Origin of the sequence: Streptomyces morookaense, from assembly GCF_013030945.1 — a bacterium.
In the GTDB taxonomy this organism is placed as follows: domain Bacteria; phylum Actinomycetota; class Actinomycetes; order Streptomycetales; family Streptomycetaceae; genus Streptomyces; species Streptomyces morookaensis.
Genome location: NZ_JABBXF010000004.1, coordinates 130,768 through 150,279, shown reverse-complemented (window position 1 = coordinate 150,279; position 19,512 = coordinate 130,768). Strand labels below are relative to the sequence as shown.

The window sequence follows — 19,512 nt, the reverse complement described above, 5'->3', positions numbered from 1 at the left end:
GAACAGACCCATGCGCCACACCCGGACAGGACCGGCCCGCCGGTGGCTGCGCGGGCGCGACCGGCCCGCCCTGCGCATCCGGCCCGGCTCCGACGACGTGGAGAACGCCGGCAGGAGGGTCCTGTTGTACGGGGTCCTGCCCTTCTGGTTCGTACCGAGCGTCGCGGACTGGGTCATGCACCGCCGCACGCACATCGAGGAGACCACCGGCGTGCGGGAATCGGCGGTGCACCTGCTGATGATGGCCGAAGCGGGGCTGCCGCTCACGGTGGGGCTCGTCGCGAAGATCAATCCTCTGGTCCTGTCGCTGATGGGCGGCGCGGCCCTGGCCCATGGCGCCACGGCCCTGTGGGACGTCACGCTCGCCACCCGTGAACGGGAAGTCCGCCCGGTGGAACAGCACATCCACAGCTTCCTCGAAGTGCTGCCCCTCACGGCGGCCGCCATCACCCTCTGCCTGCACTGGGAGGCGGTCCGCGGCGGCCGGGGCGCCGCGGACGCCTGGAAGCTCGTCCCGAAGGAACGCCCTCTCCCGGCCGGCTATCTCGCCTCGGTCGCCGCGGCGGTGGGGCTCTTCGTCGCCCTGCCCTACGGCGAGGAGATGCTGCGCTGCCTGCGGGCGCGCCCGGTCAGCGGTCGTTGCGGCCCAGCCCGAGGCGGAGATGGAGGAGCCGGGCCAGGTCCGTGATGGACCCCGTGGTGCTGCGCAGCAACTCCATGGGCGGGATGTCGATGTCGTACTCCTGCTGGAACTTGACCAGCAGTTCCGCGGCCATGAGCGAGTCCAGGCCGAACGAGTCCAGTGGCCTGTGCAGGTCCACCTGGGACGCTTCCATCTCCGTGACCTCGGCGATCTGTGCTGCGATGCGCTGGGCCAGGAGGGCGAGGGCTTCTTCGGCGGGCAACTGCCTCAGCAGGCACAGAAGTTCCTCGGTCCTGCCGCGTGCCCCACTGCCGGCGGGCACCAGGCCGGCCAGGCGCGGGCCGGCCGTCAGCGTGAACAGGCCGCTCACCGTGGCCCAGTCCGTGCGCGCGACGCAGGCCGCCTCGGCGCTCTCCTGCAGGAGCTTCCCGGCCGCGCCGAACGCCTGGTCGGCGCCGACCGCCGTCATGCCGAGAGCGGACAGGGAGACGGCGAGGTCGCTGCGGGCCACATAGCCGGCGTCGAGCACGCCCCAGGCGATCGCCGTCCCGGGCAGGCCCGCGCGGCGGCGGCTGCGTGCCAGTGCTTCCAGATACAGGTTCCCTGCCGCGTAGGGGGCCTGCTTGATGTTGCCGATCAACGCGGCGGCGGAGGAATACATCAGGAACAGGTCGCACTCCCGGTTCCGGGTGAGCCGGTCCAGGACGATCGCGCCGCCGATCTTCGGGCGCAGCACTGCGGTGATGCGGTCCTGGTCCAGGTCGCGCAGTGCTTCGTCGTCCAGGTGCATGGCGGCGTGGACGACGCCGCGCAGGGGGTGGCCCTGAGCATCGATCCCGGCCACGAGGCCGGTCATGGCGGTGAGGTCGGCGGCATCGGCCGCGTAGGCGGTGGCCTGCACGCCTTGGGCGCGGAGGGCGGTGAGGACCTCGGCGGCTTCCGGTGCGTCGGGGCCGCGCCGGCTGACCAGGGCGAGGTGCCGGGCGCCGAGATCGGCGAGCCACCGGGCGGTCCGGGCACCGAATCCGCCGGTGCCGCCGGTCACGAGGTAGGTGCCGGCCGGGTCGAGGCGGGGAGCACGGTCGAGAGGTTCGACAAGTGGTGGTTCGTCGAGGGGGTCGAAGGCGACGACCACCTTGCCGATGTGGCGGGAGTGCTGGAGGAAGGCGAACGCCTCGCCCACCCGCGCGGCGGGGAAGGTGCTGTGGGGAAGGGGGCGCAGGACGTCGCGCAGCACGGGGTCGTCGAACTGTGCGACGAGTTCGGCGAGTTGGCGGCCATCCGAGATGATCTTGGTGAGGTCGACGCCGAAGAATGCGATGTTGTTGTTGAACGGCCTCAGCAGGAGCGGCTTGTTCTCGTAGAAGTCCCGCTTTCCCAGTTCGAGGAACCTGCCTCCGGGGCGCAGCAGTTCGAGGCTGCGGGTCATGGCCTCGCCGGCCAGTGAGTTGAGGACGACGTCGACGCCGCGGCCCCCGGTGAGGGCACGGATCCGGTCGGCGAAGTCCAGTGAGCGTGAGTCCAGGACGTGCGTGACGCCCAGACCGCGGAGGTAGTTCCGCTTCAGGTCGCTGCCGGCGGTGGCGATGACGGCCGCGCCTCGGGCATGTGCGTAGCGCAGGGCGGCCAGGCCCACGCCGCCCGCTGCGCCATGGACGAGAACGGTCTCGCCGGGCCGGAGGCGGGCCAGGGCGCCCAGGCTGTGGACGGCCGTGGCGTAGGCCACCGGCATGGTGGCGCCCTCGGTGAACGTCGTGTCGTCCGGCAGCGGGAAGACGGCCTCGGCCCGGGCCACGGTCCAGGAGCCGAGTGCGTTCGCCGCGATGCAGGCGATACGGTCGCCCGGCTTCGGGCGGCTCACCCCCTCGCCGCAGGCGACGACCAGGCCCGCGCATTCCATCCCGTAGCCGTCGGCCGACGGACCTCCACCGGCTTCGGCGGGCAGCAGGCCCGTGGCCTGCATGATGTCGCGGTAGTTCAGGGCGGTTGCCCTGACGTCGACGAGCACCTCTCCGGGGCCGGGTCCGGGTCGCGCGGTCTCCTGCCAGAACAGCTCGTAGGACAGGCCCGGACTGCGGACGCGGAGGGTGTGGGGCAGGCCGCCGACGGCCGGGCGGGCACTTGAGCGGTACTGCTCACGGAGGACGAAGCGGCCCTGTGCCGTCAGCACGATTTCGTCCTCGTCACCGGGCGTGCACAGTTCGCGGGCCAGCCGACGGGCGTCTGCGGCAAGGTCGCCCGTTCGGGACAGGGACACTCTCCGGCACTGGATGTCGGGGCGTTCGTTGGCCAGCGAGCGCGTCAGCGCCCACGTGGCCGCGTCGGCCGGCTGTTCGGCGTCCGTACCGATGCCGGCGCAGCCGTGGGGGCGGGCCACCACCCACAGTTCCGGTCGGCTGCTGTCGCCCTGCCGCTGCTCCACGGCGGACGACCAGGTCCGTACGATCTCCGCGCGGTGTGCCGTCTGTGCCACCACCTCGTCGGGGGTGTCCGCCGTCAACTCGCCGAGGAGCAGCACCACGGCCGGTGGGTGGTCGTCGCCGCGGGCGATGACGGCGTCCCACTCATCGCTCGTACGGGGTGCCAGGACGGCCCGGGCGGTGGATTCCCCGTCCGCTGTGAGGAATTCGGTCAACGCCGTGGCGAGAGGCAGCTCCTGCGCGGTTTCTGCGGCGACGAGGTGGACCGCGCCTGCGGGGGCACCGGGTGCGGGTGCCTCGTCCGATGGGCCGGTGGCCGGCACGGTGGCCAGCAGGACGGAGCCGTCCTCGGATCCGGGTGCGTCGTCGGCATCCCCGGTCTGCACGACGTGCGTGAAGCCGCAGGACGTCAGCAGGCCGGGCCATTGCTCGCGGGGCAGGATCACGGAGCAAGGACGCAGCGTGGTGTCGGTGTTGCCGTAGAAGCTGTCGAGCGTGCCGAAGAGCATGGCCAGCATCTCCGGAGTGTGCGTCTCGAAGGCGAGCAGCGCCCCGCCGGGGGCCAGCAGGCCGGCGATGTGCCCGAGGGCTTGGGCGAGGTCCTTGGCGGTGTGCAGGGCGTTGCCCGCGACGACCAGGTCGAAGGCCTGCGGTGGGAAGCCCTGTTCGGCCGGGGGTGTGTCCAGGTCGAAGGTGCGGTACTCGACGAAGTCGTGGGCTGCGAACCGGGCGCGGGCCCGCGTGAAGAAGAAGGTGGAGATGTCGGTGTAGCAGTAGCGGGTTCGCTCCGGAGGAAGAACCGGGAGCAACTGGGCTGTGATACCGCCCGTTCCGGCGCCGACTTCGAGGATGCGCAGCGGCCGGTCCCGGGGCCATGTCCGGATCATTTCCTTCAGCAGGGTCCGGGCCAGCCGGTTGTAGAAGTGGCAGAACGGATCGACGTCGTAGAACAGTTCGAGGAGCCTCGCCGACGCGTCATGGGTCAGCAGTTCCATCGGATCGCGGTCTCCCCGCAGGATGTCGGTGAGGTGCACGCTGTGGTGTGCGTACAGCGCAGAGGCGACGGCGAACTGGGGCGACTCGGTGAGCGCCGTCTTCCTGGTCTCCGCGGTCGGCTCACAGGCCAGGCGGTGGCGGCCGCCCGCCTCGGTGTGCAGCACACCGTGCTGTTCCATCAGCGGCCTCATCAGTGCGATGAGGCGCTTGTGCTGCTGCAAGCCGTTCCTGACGAGGTCGTCCTCGGTGAAGAGTGCGTCAGGTTCCGGCAGAAAATGACTGAGCGTCATGGCGGTGGTGCGAGCCGCAAGTTCGAGGAAGCGTTCCCGGTTCCCTCCGTAGTCCAGTTTCCGCCAGGCCGTGCGGGCCTCGGCGATGCGGTCCGTACACGCAGTGATCACCCGGCTGGGGACCGGCATGGGTGAGGGCGAGGAGCGGAGACCGTCGTCGTCGCGGGGTGCGGCGCGCAGCACGGTGTGGGTGATGGCCAGTCGGGTGGTGCGGGTGCCGGTGAAGCGGCGCAGTCGGCAGCCGTCGAGCCGGGCGGTGACGGTGCCGTCGAGGTCGGCGAGGGTGATGTCCCAGCAGATTTCGCTGTCGGTGCGTGAGCGTTCCCGTACGGCGACGATGCCGGAACCGGATGGTGTCGCCCACACCCGGACGGCGCCGACGGCCGCGGGCAGCCAGGCCTGTCCCTCGGCCACCAGGTCGGCCAGCAAGGGAGCTCCCGCCTGCAGGGCGCCGTCGAGCAGTGCCGGATGCACGGTGTAGGGCGCACCGGGGGCCGGGTGCGTGTAGTGGGCCAGGACTTCCTTCTCGCCGGCGTGCAGCTCCGTCAGGACCCGGAAGGCCGGGCCGTATCCGAGACCGGCCTCGGTGCAGGCCGTGTAGTGGTCCTCGGCTTTCACCTGTCGTGTGCACCGTCGTCGCAGCGCGTCCGGGTCGAGGGGGGCAGGACGGGAGGCGAGCAGGGTGCGCACACGGGCGCGGGCGTGCGCGCGGGGCTTGCCGGCATGCTCGTCGGTGCTGGTCACCTGCAGGAGTCCGGTGTCGTGGTCGAGTGCGACCTGCATTCTGACGGCGGAGGCGTCGGCCCAGTTCACGACGAGCGCGCTGCTGATGTCGAGGTGTTCGACCTCCACCGGCGCGTCCCACGCCAGGCGGCCGGCGGCGAGCGCCATCTCCACGTAGCCCGTGGCGGGCATGACGACGCTGCCGGCGATCCGGTGGTCGGCCAGCCAGGGCACCAGGGCCGGTTCCACGGCTCCCGCCCACAGCGGGGACGGGGCGGTCACCCGGCTGCCGAGCAGCGGGTGGTGCACCGGTGGGCAGCCGGCCTGCTCCTTGGGCACGGCCCAGTGGTGCTCACGCTGCCAGGGGTAGGCGGGCAACGCGGTCACCCGGCCGGGGCGGGGGAAGTAACGGGACCAGTCGGTGTGTGCGCCCGCGGCCAGCACGGCGGCCCGGGCCCTCGCCATCGCGTCGGTGCCGCTGCACCCGCGGCGCAGGGTCTCCACGACCGCGAGGAGCGCCTGGGGGCGTGCCTGTGCAATGTGCCGCAGATAGGCCCGCAGGACGGGGTGGGGGCCGATTTCCAGGAAGATGTCCACTCCGTCGTCGAGGGCTTCGTCCATGGCCCGGGCGAAGGCGACGGGCTCGCGCAGGTTGCGCCACCAGTAGGAGCCGTCCAGGTCGCGGCCGGCGATCCAGGTGCCGGTGACCGTGGAGCAGAAGGGGATGTCCGCAGGGTGCGGCCGCAGGTCCCTCAGAGCGGCGGTCAGCGGCTCGTGCTGAGGGTCCATGGCCCGGCTGTGGAAGGCGTAGTCGAAGTCCAGGTCGCGGAAGAACACGCCCTGCTGGGCGCAGTGTTCACCGAGAGCGGCGAGCGCCTCGGCGTTGCCGGTCACGGTGACGTCCTTGGCGCTGTTGACCCCTGCGATCTCCAACTGCCCTTCGTAGGCCTGGAGGATCTCGGCGGCCCGGCCCGGGGCCAGCCCGACGGCGGCCATGCGCCCGGTGCCCGCGGTGGCCGCCTGGGCGCGGCTCCGCTCTGCGATCACCTGGGCCGCCTGGGCGAGGGTCAGGGCGCCGGCGGTGCAGGCGGCGGCGACCTCGCCGACGCTGTGGCCGAGCACGACGGCCGGCTCCGCTCCCTGGTCGCGCAGCATGGCGGTGAGGCCGGTCTGGACGGTGAACAGGAGCGGCTGTCCGATCTCGGTGGCCGCGAGGTCCCACTCCTCCGGCGGTGAGGCCAGGTAATCGGCGACCGACCAGCCCAGCAACGGTGTCAGCTCGGCGTCCACGGCCGTCACCGTTCGCCGGAAGACCGGGTCCGCGGCGAGCAGGTCGGCACCCATGCCCGCCCACTGGGAGCCGTTTCCGGAGTAGACGAAAGCCACCCGCCCGGTACGGACCGCCTGCGTCGTCGCGCCCGCGCCGGGTTCGGCGAGCGCGGTGAGCCGCCGGGCGGCCTCCGCGGCCGACGCGGCAAGGACCACGGCACGATGCTCGTGCCGGCCCCGGCGGCGGCAGGAGGTGTAGGCGATGTCGTGGAAGTCCTCCGGGCCGGCGCCGTCCAGCCGTTCGGCCATGCGGGCCGCCGCCTGGAGCAGGGCCGGCTTCGTGCGGGCGCTGACCAGGACCGGCAGGCCCTCCGGTGGGACGCACGCTTCCTGCTTTTCCGGCCGGATGGCCGGCGGGGCGGTCAGGATGGTGTGCGCGTTCGCGCCGCCGAAGCCGAAGGAGTTGACGCCGATGACCGGGCGCGGTGTCCGGGCCAGCGGCCGGTTCTCGGTGACCAGGTCGATGCCGAGCCCGGTGAAGTCGATGGCGGGGCTGGGCTCTTGGGCGTGCAGGGACGCCGGGATCGTGCCGTGCCGCAGGACGAGCAGCGCCTTGCACAGCCCGGCGATGCCGGAGGCGGGCTCCAGGTGTCCCACGTTGGTCTTGACCGAGCCGATCGGCAGCGGTCCGGTGATCCTGCGCATACCCAGGGCCCGGCCGATGGCCTGTGCTTCCAGCGGATCGCCCACGGCAGTGCCCGTGCCGTGCGCCTCCAAGTACACCAACTCGTCGGGATGCACGCCCGCTTGCCGGTACACGCGGCGCAGCAACGCCTCCTGGGCCCCGGCGTTGGGCAGGGCCAGTCCCAGGGTCCTGCCGTCGCAGTTGCTCGCGCTGCCGAGGACGACTCCGTGGATCCGGTCGCCGTCGGCGAGTGCGTCGGCCAGCCGCTTGAGCACGACCATGCCGCCGCCCTCGGCCCGCACGAACCCGTCGGCGCCGGCGGAGAACGAGGCGCACCTGCCCCGTGGGGAGAGCATCGAGGCCTGGCAGAAGCCTACGTAGTGGAAGGCGCTGAGCAGGATGTTCGCACCCCCGCACAGGGCGGTTCGGCTGGTGCCCTCCCACAGGGTGTGACAGGCCCGGTCCAGGGCCACCAGGGACGACGAACAGGCCGTGTCCACGGCCATGCTCGGCCCACGCAGATCGAAGACGTGGGAGAGCCGGTTGGCGGCGATCGAGGAAGCCGTGCCCGACATGGTGTAGGCGTTCATGCCGCGCGGCTCGGCGGCCAGGAGTCCGGCGTAGGAGGCGTCGCAGATGCCGACGTAGACGGCCGTGTCGGTGCCGGCCAGCCGCTCGGGGGCGATGGCCGCGTCGTCCAGCGCCTCCGCCGCCAGTTCCAGCAACAGCCGGTGCTGGGGGTCCATGTGCGCGGCCTCTTTGGGGGAGATCCCGAAGTAGGCGGCGTCGAAGCCCGCGATGTCGTCGAGGAAACCCCCCGCCGCGGTGTAGGTCTTGCCCGGGCGCGGCATGTCCGTGTTCACGAACCGGTCGGTGTCGAACCGGTCGGCAGGCATCCGGGTGATCAGGTCACGCCCCTCGTGCAGAGCGGTCCACAGGTCGTCCATGCCCGCGATGCCGCCGGGCATACGGCAGGACACACCGACGACGGCTATCGCGTGTTCGTCGAAGGCTGCCGGTTCCTGGTGCATGGGCACTCCCCTTTCCGGGAAGGGGCGGGCAAGGCATCAACTCGGTGCATGTAGCGATGAGATGACGATCGTGACTGGGCAATCCCTGGGCGGGGAAGGGATATTGGCGAAGATTCACCCGATCTGGTGCGGAGGCTCCTTGTCCATCCTGATCACCGGCGCCACCGGCTTCCTCGGCTGCCGCCTCGTCCGTGAACTGCTGTCCCGTGACAGCGACGAACCGGTGACCGTGCTCGGCCGCGGCAGTGAGGAAAGCCTGCGCGCCCGCATCGAGGCCGCCGTCGCCTGGCTCGACGGGCCGCCCCTGCCGCCGCAGGCCCTCACACGGCTGCGCTACGTCAGCGGTGACATCACCCGGCCCGGCCTCGGCCTGAGCGCCGGCGCCCGGGCGCGGGCCACGGACGGGCTCACCCGGATCTGGCACAGCGCGGCCCTGGTCAGCCTGGAGGGCGATCCGGTGCCCCTGTACCGGTCCAACGTGCTCGGCACCCGGCACCTCCTCGACCTCGCCGACGAAGCCCCCGACGCGCAGCTGGTCCACGTCAGCACCGCCTATGTGGCCGGCCGGCGGCTCACCGGCCATGTGCAGGAGGACGATCTGAGCGAGGACGACGGCTTCCAGGTCGCCTACGAGGAGACCAAGTACACCGCCGAAGCCATGGTGCGCGCCTGGGCGCGCGGCACACGGCGGCCGGTGGTCGTCATGCGGCCCAGCCTCCTCGTCACCGACCGTTCCGTCCCGGCCGGTCTGCCCGGCCAGCCGCTTGCCGGCCTGCTCCGCGTCGTCGAGGCGGGTGCGCGGAGGACGGGCCTGCGCGACACGGGACAAGCGCTGTTGCGGGCCCGCGTGCAGGGCAGGGGGGACATGTTGCGCCTACGGGTGACCGTCGACCTCGGGGGCTCCTTGAACGTGCTCCAGGCCGACTACGCGGCCCGGGCCATGGTCCGGGCCGCCGAAGCCCTGCGCGGCACCCCCTCCCTGCGGACCCTGCACGTGACGCATCCGCAGAACACCCCGGCGGCAACGGCGGCCCGCGCCCTGGAGCGGCGCTATCCCGGCGTGACGCTGGTCCCCGTGCCCGAACTGACCGACCCCACCCCGGCCGAGGCCCTCATCGCCCAACAGGCGAGGCTCCTCGGCTACATCGCCCAGCGCCGCACCTACGACCGGACCCAACTGCTCTGCGCCGTAGGCGACTTGGCCGATCCCGCGCCCGTCGACGAGGACTATCTGCTCCGGGCCCTGGAACCGTCATCACCATGAGGCCCCGCGCGCTCAGGCGGTCCCCTCCCCGGCGAGGCGGTCGGGCAGGGTGCGCACGGTCCAGCGCCGCGGGTGGAGGTCCGGGTCGTCGAGCTCGTCCCAGCCGATGGGGGTCGCGACGGGGGCGTGGGGGCGGGCGCGGACGGCGTACGGGGCGACCGAGGTCTGGGCGTACGCGTTGCGCTGGATGTCGAGGCAGAGGCGGCCGCGGCGCTTGTCCTTGCGCACGGCGGTGGTCAGCTCGTCCGGGTGGCGGGCGGCCAGGAGCCCTGCGACGTCGCGGGCGAAGGCACGGGCGGTGTCGAAGTCGTCGGCGGGCGGGTCGAGATCGAAGACGATCCGGTCCGGGCAGTCGAGGCGGTCCGTGCGGCTGAGCCAGGGGTGCAGGGTGAGGCACGCCTGGTTGGCGAGGTAGGCCAGGGTTGCGGCGTCGCCGCAGACCGCCATGGTCCCCGCCCCGCCCTCCTTGGGGACCTCGCGGCGGTGGATCCGGTCGGGGAAGTGACCGGGCACGTCCTTCCGGAAGAAGGACTTCCCGCGGTAGCCGTCCGGGTAGCGCTCCATGACCAGGGGCGGTCCCTCAGGTGCGGGAGCATGAGGCGGCCGACGGCCCGGTAGTGGCCGACGAGCTCGGCCTTGGTGATCCCGTCCTCCGGGAAGAGCACCTTGTCCGGGTGGGACAGGGGCACGGTGCGGCCGCCGATGCGGAGCCCGTCCTCCGTCTTCGGCTCATGACTTCGTGCGCGCCTTGTCGATCAGCTCGTACAGCGCGTCCGGACCGGGCGCGACCGCTTCGGCGTTCTTGACGCCGTTGCGGAAGGCCATGAAGACGGGCACGGGCCCGACACCGGCCTTCTGGGCGACGTCGAATGCCTCGTCCAGGTCCACCGAGTGGAAGTCGACGCCGGCCGCGAATTCGGGGAGCCCGGAGAACCGCTCGAACACCGGACGGATGACGCGGCACAGGCCGGCCCACGTCGCGCAGAACTCCACCACCACGGCCCTGTCCTGCGCGATGGCGTTCTCGAACTCCTCCAGGCAGCTGATGGGTGTGACCGCCATGTCCTCGACTCCTCGGCTCCTCGGAAACCCCACCGTTCCACAGCCCCTCGGGCTTCGCACATCGGTCTTCCGTACGTTTCACCGGAGGGGTACCGGGTTACCCGATCGTTTCGGGACATCGTGCGAGACCCGGCGAGGAGCCGCATCCCATGGACCATGCTCAGGCGCCCGTGCTGGAGGCCCTGTCCGCGTACCACCGGCGGGGCCCCCTGTCGTTCACGCCGCCCGGCCACAAGCAGGGGGCCGGCGCCGACCCGAGGGCCGTGGAGGTGCTCGGGGACGGTGTCTTCGCCTCCGACATCCTCGCCATGAACGGCCTGGACGACCGCCGGATGGGCCACGGCGTGCTGGAGCACGCCCAGCGCCTGATGGCCGACGCCGTCCACGCCGAGCACACCTTCTTCTCCACGTGCGGCAGTTCGCTGTCCGTGAAGTCGGCGATGCTGGCGGTCGCCGGGCCGCACGAGAAGCTGCTGGTCTCCCGGAACGCGCACAAGTCCGTGATCGCGGGGCTGATCATCGCCGGCATCGAGCCCGTCTGGGTGTCCCCGCGGTGGGACGCCGGGCACCACTTCAGCCACCCGCCCGGCCCGGAGCAGGTCGCGGCCGCCCTCGACCGCGCGCCGGACGCCAGGGGCATGCTGCTGGTCTCGCCCACCGCCTACGGCACATGCGCCGACGTCCGCGCCATCGCCGATCTCTGCCACCGCGCCGGCAAGGCGCTCGTCGTCGACGAGGCCTGGGGCGCCCATCTGCCCTTCCACCCCGATCTGCCCACCTGGGCCATGGACGCGGGAGCCGACGTCTGCGTCACGAGCGTCCACAAGATGGGCGCCGGCCTCGAACAGGGATCCGTCTTCCATCTGCAGGGCGACCTGGTGGGCCCGCACACGCTGAAGCTCTGCGAGGACCTCCTGGGCACCACCAGCCCCTCCGTGCTCGTCTACGCCGGACTCGACGGCTGGCGGCGGCAGATGGTCGAACACGGCCGCTCGCTGCTCGGCAACGCCCTGGACCTGGCCGGGCGGCTGCGCGAGGAGATCGCCCGCCTTCCCGGGCTGTGCGCCCTCTCCTGCGAACTCGTCGGCCCCGGCCTCGCCTTCGGCCACGACCCGCTCATCGTCGTCATCGACGTCTCGGAGCTCGGCACCAGCGGATACGCCGTCTCCGACTGGCTCTTCGACGAACGGGCCATCGCCGTCGGCCTCGCCGACCACCGCCGCGTCGTCGTCCAGATCACCCACGCCGACACCGAGCAGAGCACCGGCACCCTCCTCGACGCCCTCGCCGAACTCTCCACCCTGCGCGGCACGTTGCCGCCGCCCGCGGCCGTCGCCCTGCCGTCCCCCGCTGGGCTGGAACTGGAGACGGCCATGCTGCCGCGCACCGCCTTCTTCGGCCCGGTGGAACAGATCCCCGTCGAGCGCTCCCCCGGCCGCGTCGCCGCCGAGATGGCCAGCCCCTACCCGCCCGGTGTCCCGGCCGTCTGCCCGGGTGAACGCATCAGCCAGGAGGTCGCCGACTACCTCCGCACGGGCGCGGAGGCGGGCATGTACGTCCCCGACTGCACGGACCCGTCGCTGCGCACCCTGCGCGTGGTGGCCGAATAGGCGCGCCGGATCCTGTCCGGCGGTCGCGTGACCCACCTTGCGGGCCCGGCTCTTTTGGTAACGGTTTCCGTTTTCATGTAGCGTGGCATCACGCACCGACGACGGAGGTCTCTGTTCCCATGGCCGTGCCCAAGCGCAAGATGTCCCGCTCCAACACCCGTCACCGCCGCGCCCGGTGGAAGGCGAGCACGCCCCGGCTGGTGCCGGTCACCGTCGACGGCGCCATGCATCTGGTGCCGCAGCGCCTGGTGAAGGCGTACGAGCGCGGACTGCTGCACCCGGAGGGCTGACGGGCCATGGCCACTGATCACCGGCTGCCGGTGACCGTCCTCTCCGGCTTCCTCGGCGCGGGCAAGACGACCCTGCTCAACCACGTCCTCGCCAACCGCGACGGACTGCGCGTCGCCGTGATCGTCAACGACATGAGCGAGATCAACATCGACGCCGCGCTGGTGCGGGGCGGCGAAGGCGCGCTGTCGCGGACCGAGGAACGTCTGGTCGAGATGACCAACGGCTGCATCTGCTGCACCCTGCGGGACGACCTCCTCCAGGAGGTGGACCGCCTGGCCCGCGAAGGCCGCTTCGACCACCTGCTCATCGAGTCGAGCGGGATCTCCGAACCGATGCCCGTCGCCGCCACCTTCGCCTTCCCCCGGGACGACGGCGCCACCCTCGGCGACCTGGCCCGGCTCGACACCATGGTCACCGTCGTGGACGCCGCGAACTTCCTCCCCGAACTCGACGGCGGCGACGGCCTGGCGGAGCGCGGCCTGGACCAGTACGAGGACGACGAACGGACCGTGAGTGATCTCCTCATGGACCAGATCGAGTTCGCCGACGTCATCGTGGTCAACAAGACCGACCTGGTGGAAGCGGCCGAAGCCGACCGGCTCCGGGCGGCGCTCGCCCGTTTCAATCCGGCCGCCCGCATCGTGCCGGCCGAGCACGGCCGGGTGGCCCCCTCGGCGCTCCTCGGCACCGGCCTCTTCGACCTGGAGCGCGCCCAGCAGGCGCCCGGGTGGGTCAGGGAGCTCAACGGCGACCACACCCCCGAGACCGAGGAGTACGGCATCTCCTCGACGGTCTTCCGCGCCGGGCGGGCCTTCCACCCGCAGCGCCTGTGGACGTTCGTCACCGAGGAACTCGACTCCGGGGCCTACGGCCACGTGCTGCGCTCGAAGGGGTTCTTCTGGCTGGCCGGACGCGACCGGGTGACCGGACTGTGGTCGCAGGCCGGGTCCGTGGCCCGCTTCGAGCCCGCCGGCGCCCGCGAGCCGGGCGGACAGGGCCAGGAACTCGTCTTCATCGGCACCGCGTTGCGCCCACAGGCACTGCAACAGGCGCTCTCCTCCTGCCTCGTACAGCCGGACGAGGCAGACACGTCCTGGCCCGATCCCTTCCCCGCCTGGGACGCCCACGGGCTGGACGACACCGCCTGCGAACACGATCACGGGCTCGAGACAGCCCACGCCTGAGGTGCAGGCCCCGGGCATCAGCGCCTCCGCCGGGGTTGCCCCGGCGGAGGCGCTGCGGTCATGGTCAGCGCTCCTTCTTCGCCCGTAAGGCGTTCCTCCGCAGCGGAGAGCATGTTTCCAGCCGACTTCCGCCACCTTTCGCGAATCACCGGCGCGGTTAACACTGGAAGGGCAGGCTCTCCCACCGGACACATCCGATCACGGGGGAGGAAGAAGGCTTTGCCATGCTGACCAGCACGCACACTTCTCACGCGAACCACACCCACCAGCACGGCGCGGGGTGCGGTCACGTCGCCGTACCGCACAGCGATCACGTCGACTACGTCCACGACGGGCACCTGCACCGGATACACGAGGACCACACCGACGAGTGCGAGCCCACCGGGCACACCGTTCACCAGGAGCACACGCACCAGCACGGTGCGGGCTGTGGTCACGTCGCCGTGCCGCACGGCAACCACATGGACTACATCCACGACGGGCACCGTCACGCCTCGCACGACGGGCACTGGGACGACCACTGATCTTCAGGGTGTCCGTTCCCGGACCGCGCTCCGGCGGCCGCAGTCCGGGCAGATGCCGGAGAGCTCCACGGCGTGCCGGACGTTCGCGAACCCCGAGGTCCGGGCGATCCGTTCCGCCCATTTCTCCACCGGGCCGGATTCGACCGGCAGGCTGAGGCCGCACTCGGTGCAGACGAGGTAGTGGCGGTGGTCGGGGCCGGGGCGGTGGCGGAAGAGCCGTTCGCCGTTGGTGTCGCGGAAGACGTCCGCACGGCCGGCCCCGGCCAGCGCGGTGAGGGTGCGGTAGACGGTGGAGAGGCCGACGGGCGAGCCGTCGGCCACCAGCCGCTTGTGCAGGGCCTGGACGCTGATGAAACCTTCCACCGCTCGTGCCTCAACTGGTGCGCGGGACGGGGCGCCGTATGAGGAAGGTGGCGGCGTACACGGCGGTGGCGGTGGCCATGATGGCGAAGCTCGGCGGCATCTTCGGCACCGCGTACGAGGTGAACAGGCCCGTCCACACCTCGGTCACCGCGAGGCCCACGGAGAGGGCGAGTGCCCGGTACGGGCGGTCGGTCAGCCGGATCGCGGCTCCGGCCGGGGCGGCGAGCAGGCCGAGCAGCAGCAGGGAGCCGACCGCCTGGGTGGCCTCGGCGGCGCTCGCCCCGGCCACGGCGAGGAAGCCGTAACCGAGCAGCCGGACCGGGACGCCCCGGGCCGCGGCCACCGCTTCGTCCACCGTCGCGAACAGCAGCGGCCGGGCAGCGATCAGCATCAGCACGCAGACACCTCCCGCCAGCAGTGCGGCAGTTGCCGCGTGGCCCGCGGACATGCCGAAGACCGAGCCGAACAGGACGCTGACGCCCGCGGTGCCGTCGGCCGTGCTGCGGGAGGTGGTGTAGAGGGTGACGAAGAACGCGCCCAGGCCGAGGACCCAGGAGAAGACGCTCCCTATGACGACATCGTCCGGGCGGGCCCGGCGGCCGAGTGCGCCGAAGAGCAGCGCGATGGCGATCGTCGCGGCGAACAGTCCCAGCCGCAGGTCGTAGCCGATGGCGAGGGCGGCCATGGCGCCGGTGAACGCGACGTGGCTCAGCGCGTCGGCGGTGAAGACCTGGGCGCGCAGCACGAGGAAGTAGCCGACCATGCCGCACGCGGCCGCGATCAACGTCCCGGCGAGAAGAGCGTGTTGGAAGAACGGCTGGGACAGCGCGGTCATGAGGCGACCTCCCCGACCGGCCGGCCCGGCACGGCCGTGCGCAGCACACGCACTCCCAGGGCGAGGACGTATCCGGTGAAGGCGAACGAGGTCACGAAGAACCCCAGCGGATAGGGCGAGCAGTAGGCGGCGATCAGCCCCGCCCAGGTGGCCGCGAGTGCCAGGGCCACGGCCAGCAGCAGGCTCGCCGCCGGGCGGGCGGTGAGGGTCTGCGCGGTGGCGGCGGGGATCACCATCAGGGCGAACACCAGCAAGGTGCCCGTGATCTGGCTCGCCTCGGCGGTCGCCGCCCCCAGCAGCACCAGGAACACGACGGACAGCGCCCGCACCGGTACGCCGCGCGCGGCGGCGACCCGCGGGTCGACGGAGGCGAACAGCAGCGGACGGCCGATGAGCGCCAGCACCGCGAGTACGGCGATGCCCACGCCGAGCAGGACGGTCACCTGGGTGGTGGTGATGCCGAGGAACGTGCCGAAGAGGATCGTCTGCGGCCCCTCCAGCAGTCCTTTGTAGAGGGCGGTGAAGAGGTACCCGCAGGCGAGGAGGAAGGCCTGGACGGTTCCGGTCAGTGCGGATTCCTCGCGGTCGCCGGTGCCGCGCAGGGCCGCGATGACCAGGGCGGCGGTGACGCAGAGTGTGAAGTAGCCGGAGACCGCGCCGACTCCGAGGAGCACGGCACCGGCGGCGCCGGGGAAGGCGACGGCGGAGACGGTGTGCGCGGCGAAGGTCTGCCGCCGCAGCACCACGAACCACCCGACGGCAGCGGAGACCACGGCCACGATCGCACCCGCGCGGAAGGCGTTGACCATGAACGGGTACGACCACATCTGCCGCACGTCCCCCACGAGGTTCCACGACCAGAGCGGATCAGCCGACATGACCTCCACCGTCCCCGTGGCCGTCCCCGGCCGACTCGGGCCGCCCGACCACGACCAGCCGCCCGTCGGACGCCCGCAGCACCTCGACCGGCGTGCCGTACAGACCCGTCAGGGTCTCGGACGTGATCACCTCCTGTGGGGCACCCGAGGCGGAGCCTCCCCGAGCCAGGTACACGACCCGGTCGAGGTGATGCAGTATCGGGTTCACGTCGTGCGCCACCATCACCACGGCCACACCCTCCTGATGACAGATGCGCCCGATCAACGCGGCGATGCCGCCTTGGTGGGACAGGTCAAGACTGTCCAACGGCTCGTCCAGCAGCAACAGTTGCGGGCGCCGCACCAGAGCCTGTGCGATGAGGAGCCGCTGCTGCTCGCCGCCGGAGCACTCGCCGACCGGCCGGTGGGCGTAGGCGCTCGCCCCCACCAACTCGACGACCTCGTCGACGCGTTCACGGGCGGCCCGCCGACGCGGGCCGGGGATCGGCAACGGCACGCCCCAGCGGTCGCCGTCCAGGCCCATACGGACCACGTCGATGCCGCGGATCCGCATCGAGGCGTCGAAGCTGCGGCGCTGCGGCAGATAGCCGATGCGGTGACCGGCTCGACCAGGACGGTCCCCCAGGACGCGTACCTCGCCCGCGGCGAGCGGCATGGCGCCCAGCAGCGCCTTGACCAGGGTGGACTTGCCGACACCGTTCGGACCGAGGACGGCGGTGAACTCCCCTGCCCCGACAGCGAGATTCACCCCCGACCACAGGGTGCGCCCGCCCACCCGCACGGCGGCGTCGCACAGCTCGAGCACGGGTTCGGCCGCCTGCCGGGAGGCAGGGACCCGGACCGCGCGGGGCCCGACGGCCCGGACTGCCGGTTCCATGGCCTCGATCATCGCCCGGTCGCCTTGGCCAGGGCCTCTTCGATGCCCTGGAGCTGGGCGGTCTGCCACTGCTGGAAGGTGGCGCCGGCCGGGGCCAGGGTCTCGGTGACCGTGGCCACGGGGATGCCCGCGTCCTTGGCCTCCTTGACCTGCGCCTGCACATCGGGCGTGGAGTTCTGGGAGTTGTAGACGTAGACCTTGATCCGCTTGTTCTTGATCTGGTCGTCGATGGTGGCCTTGTCCTTGGCCGTGGGGTCGGTGCCCTCGCTCATCGCGTCGAGGAACGTCTCGGGCGTGAGCATCTTCAGCCCGAGCCCCTCGGAGAGCGGGGTGACGATGGACTCCGAGGCGCCGATCGGCGTGTCCGCGTACTTGCTCTTCATCTCCGATATGAGCTTGGTGTACGGGGCCAGACTCTTGGTCTCGTAGGCGGTCTTCTGCTGGTCGAAGTAGGCGGCGTCGGCGGGGTCGGCCTTCTTGTAGTCCTCGGTGATCTTCTCGATGACCTTGTGGACGTCGTCCGGCGAGTACCAGCGGTGCGGGTTGCCGCCCTCCTTGACGCCGACGAGGTCGCCGACCTTCAACTCGGTACGCCCGCCGGCCGGGTTGGCGGCGAGGAGCTTGTCGGCCCAGGCGTCGTAGCCGATGCCGTTGACGATCGCGTACCGGGCGCCCGCCACGGTACGGGCGTCGGCGGCCTTCGGCTCGTAGTCGTGCGGGTCGGTGTCGGGGTTGGTGATGATGCTGGTGACGTGCACGCGGTCACCGCCGAGCTGCGTGGCGATGCTGCCCCAGAAGTTCTCCGCCGCCACCACTTCGATCTTCTTGCCGCCGGCCGAGCCGCTCGCGGCCGATGCGCCGCCGCCCGCCTTCGAGTCGGAGGAGGACGAGGTCGAACAGGCGGTGGCGGTCACAGCCGTCAAGGCCGCCACGGCAGCGACGAGGGCGGTCCGTGCGGATGGTCGCGGGAATCGGGACGTGGCGGCGGTGGGCATGGGGGGCTCCTTCGTGCGGTACCGGTGGCACGGTGGTCCACTCCGGCGTACGTGACTCACCCACGACCGTAGATGGAAACGATTTTCATATCAACACAAGATGAAAACCATTGCCATCTTTTGACTGGAGTGCAATCGTCCGGGCTAGACCATGCACAGCTCTGATCACATGTGTCGGCTGGAGTACCGAGCACCTTGGATCAGCCGGTCGCGCGGCCTACCGGACATGCCCTTGATCCAGGCGCCCGAAGGGGCTGTCGTCCAGGGCGGCGAGCAGCTCCGCCGGGTCGCGGTGGACGGCGACGGCGCCCGCCTCCTCCAGTTCCGCGCGGGCGATCCCTCCCGTCAGCAGCGCGACGCAGTCGACCCCGGCCCGTGCCGCGGCCTTCACGTCCCACACGCTGTCCCCGACGAACAGCGCCCGCCCGGCCGGCACCCCGGCGCGCTCCAGGCCCTGCTGCACCGGATCGGGGGCGGGCTTGCCGGACTCGACGTCGTCGCCGCTGGTGGCGTCGTGAATGGCGTCGTCGGCACCGATCGCCCTGCGCATGACGGCCAGTTCACTGCTCCTGGCCGAGGTGACGAGGACGACACGCCAGTGCCGGGCGGCGAGTTCCCGCAGCAGGTCCCCCGCTCCGGCGAGGGCGGGGAGCCGGTCGAACCAGGTGGCGTAGAGGGCGGTGTGGGCGGAACTGATCGCCTCGTCACCGTCCTTGTCGCGGTTCTCTCCGAGGAGGCGGTCCAGCAACCGGTCGGTGCTCATGCCGAGGGAGTGGTGGATGTCGGTCATCGCCACCGTGTGGCCGGCCTGGTGGAACGCCTCCCACCAGGTCACGGCGTGCAGGTAGTTGGTGTCGACGAGGGTGCCGTCCACGTCGAAGAGGGCCGCGCGGGCGGGGGTGTCGGCATGCGGCGTCATGCGGCCGCCCGGACGTCGTCGGCGACCTCTTTGTCCAGGGCCGCCCGGACCAGGCCGGCGGCCAGCGCAGGGGCTTCCCCGCGCTTCACCAGGCCGGCCAACCTGCCGGGATCGGCGGGGAGTCCGAGCCGTTCGGCTCCCTGGAGCGTCTTGGCGTCGAAATAGGGGTGCACCTCCGGCCAGATCCCCTGGACCTCGCGGAGGAAGATGTCGGCACCCGTCGGCCCCACGCCCGGGATCTCCTGGAGCACCTCCTTGAGCCGGCCGACGTCGCCGTCCGCCTCTTTCCGCATGCGGCGCACGTCACCGCCGTACTGCTCCAGCAACAGCTCGGCACCCTTGCCGAGTTGGGTCGAGGTGCGCTCGTCGTAACGCCGGTAGCCGCCCTCCCCGAGGGCGTCCACCCGCTGCTGCCAGGTCGCGGACGACATCCGGCGCGGATCCTTCATCCCCGCATCGGCCAGCGCACGCGCCGTCTCCACGGCGACGGAGGCGCGGATCCGGGCGCTGAGCAGCATGGCCAGCACCAGCAGCCGGTACAGCGGCTGGGGGGTGTCCTTGAGCCGGATGCCGGCCTCCTCGGCGAACGTCGTCCCGTGGGCGCGCAGCAGTGCCCGCACCGTCTCCTTCTCCTTGTCCGTCATGGCTGTTCG

The 19,512-nt window shown here is 71.6% G+C and carries 15 protein-coding genes and 1 pseudogene; 6 read left to right on the top strand and 10 right to left on the bottom strand.

Going from position 1 to position 19,512, the window contains the following annotated elements; translation table 11 throughout:
* Positions 1–10 precede the first annotated feature (10 nt).
* Complete coding sequence (locus HG542_RS02345) at positions 11–688, top strand: diguanylate cyclase (protein WP_227722816.1); 678 nt, start codon at positions 11–13, stop codon at positions 686–688.
* On the opposite strand, the gene HG542_RS02340 is transcribed toward HG542_RS02345, so the two are convergent.
* Positions 630–8,057: a type I polyketide synthase gene (locus tag HG542_RS02340; RefSeq protein ID WP_171078293.1), complete on the bottom strand. Its 7,428-nt coding sequence runs from the start codon at positions 8,055–8,057 to the stop codon at positions 630–632. The genes HG542_RS02345 and HG542_RS02340 overlap by 59 nt on opposite strands.
* A 139-nt stretch (positions 8,058–8,196) precedes the next feature.
* Between HG542_RS02340 and HG542_RS02335 the strand changes: the two genes are divergently transcribed.
* The gene (locus HG542_RS02335) at positions 8,197–9,321 is read left to right on the top strand and encodes an SDR family oxidoreductase (RefSeq protein WP_171078292.1); all 1,125 of its coding nucleotides are present in this window, start codon (positions 8,197–8,199) and stop codon (positions 9,319–9,321) included.
* A gap of 51 nt (positions 9,322–9,372) precedes the next feature.
* Here the strand turns inward: HG542_RS02335 and HG542_RS02330 are convergent.
* A pseudogene (locus HG542_RS02330) lies at positions 9,373–10,025 on the bottom strand (DNA polymerase domain-containing protein); the annotation flags it as partial.
* Positions 10,026–10,050: 25 nt separating this feature from the next.
* Positions 10,051–10,383, bottom strand: a complete 333-nt coding sequence (locus HG542_RS02325; protein ID WP_171078290.1) for a thioredoxin family protein — start codon at positions 10,381–10,383, stop codon at positions 10,051–10,053.
* A 149-nt stretch (positions 10,384–10,532) separates the two neighbouring features.
* Between HG542_RS02325 and HG542_RS02320 the strand changes: the two genes are divergently transcribed.
* The 4 genes from HG542_RS02320 to HG542_RS02305 all read left to right on the top strand — a co-directional run bounded on the left by HG542_RS02320 (position 10,533) and on the right by HG542_RS02305 (position 13,992).
* Positions 10,533–11,993: an aminotransferase class I/II-fold pyridoxal phosphate-dependent enzyme gene (locus HG542_RS02320; protein ID WP_171078289.1), complete on the top strand. Its 1,461-nt coding sequence runs from the start codon at positions 10,533–10,535 to the stop codon at positions 11,991–11,993.
* A gap of 119 nt (positions 11,994–12,112) precedes the next feature.
* Complete coding sequence (gene rpmF, locus HG542_RS02315) at positions 12,113–12,283, top strand: 50S ribosomal protein L32 (RefSeq protein WP_171078288.1); 171 nt, start codon at positions 12,113–12,115, stop codon at positions 12,281–12,283.
* A gap of 6 nt (positions 12,284–12,289) precedes the next feature.
* Positions 12,290–13,468: a GTP-binding protein gene (locus tag HG542_RS02310; protein WP_171078287.1), complete on the top strand. Its 1,179-nt coding sequence runs from the start codon at positions 12,290–12,292 to the stop codon at positions 13,466–13,468.
* Positions 13,469–13,692: 224 nt separating this feature from the next.
* Entirely contained in the window at positions 13,693–13,992 is a 300-nt protein-coding gene (locus HG542_RS02305; protein WP_171078286.1) for a hypothetical protein, read from the top strand.
* Between the two features lie 3 nt (positions 13,993–13,995).
* Here HG542_RS02305 and HG542_RS02300 read toward each other — a convergent pair whose 3' ends face one another.
* The 7 genes from HG542_RS02300 to HG542_RS02270 form a co-directional block, all read right to left on the bottom strand.
* The gene (locus HG542_RS02300; RefSeq protein WP_171078285.1) at positions 13,996–14,355 is read right to left on the bottom strand and encodes a Fur family transcriptional regulator; all 360 of its coding nucleotides are present in this window, start codon (positions 14,353–14,355) and stop codon (positions 13,996–13,998) included.
* Between the two features lie 10 nt (positions 14,356–14,365).
* Positions 14,366–15,190 (bottom strand): metal ABC transporter permease, encoded by an 825-nt coding sequence (locus HG542_RS02295; protein WP_171078284.1) that lies wholly within the window; start codon positions 15,188–15,190, stop codon positions 14,366–14,368.
* On the bottom strand, positions 15,187–16,068 hold the full coding sequence (locus HG542_RS02290; RefSeq protein WP_171078283.1) for a metal ABC transporter permease: 882 nt from the start codon (positions 16,066–16,068) through the stop codon (positions 15,187–15,189). Before HG542_RS02290 ends, HG542_RS02295 begins: the two co-directional genes overlap by 4 nt.
* Entirely contained in the window at positions 16,058–16,945 is an 888-nt protein-coding gene (locus HG542_RS02285) for a metal ABC transporter ATP-binding protein (protein WP_171078282.1), read from the bottom strand. Before HG542_RS02285 ends, HG542_RS02290 begins: the two co-directional genes overlap by 11 nt.
* 8 nt (positions 16,946–16,953) lie before the next feature.
* A complete protein-coding gene (locus HG542_RS02280) occupies positions 16,954–17,940 on the bottom strand; it encodes a metal ABC transporter solute-binding protein, Zn/Mn family (RefSeq protein WP_171078281.1) in 987 nt (328 codons plus the stop codon).
* A gap of 217 nt (positions 17,941–18,157) precedes the next feature.
* On the bottom strand, positions 18,158–18,859 hold the full coding sequence (locus HG542_RS02275) for an HAD family hydrolase (protein ID WP_171078280.1): 702 nt from the start codon (positions 18,857–18,859) through the stop codon (positions 18,158–18,160).
* Complete coding sequence (locus HG542_RS02270) at positions 18,856–19,503, bottom strand: HhH-GDP family DNA glycosylase (RefSeq protein WP_171078279.1); 648 nt, start codon at positions 19,501–19,503, stop codon at positions 18,856–18,858. The genes HG542_RS02275 and HG542_RS02270 overlap by 4 nt, the downstream gene beginning before the upstream one ends.
* Positions 19,504–19,512 lie beyond the last annotated feature (9 nt).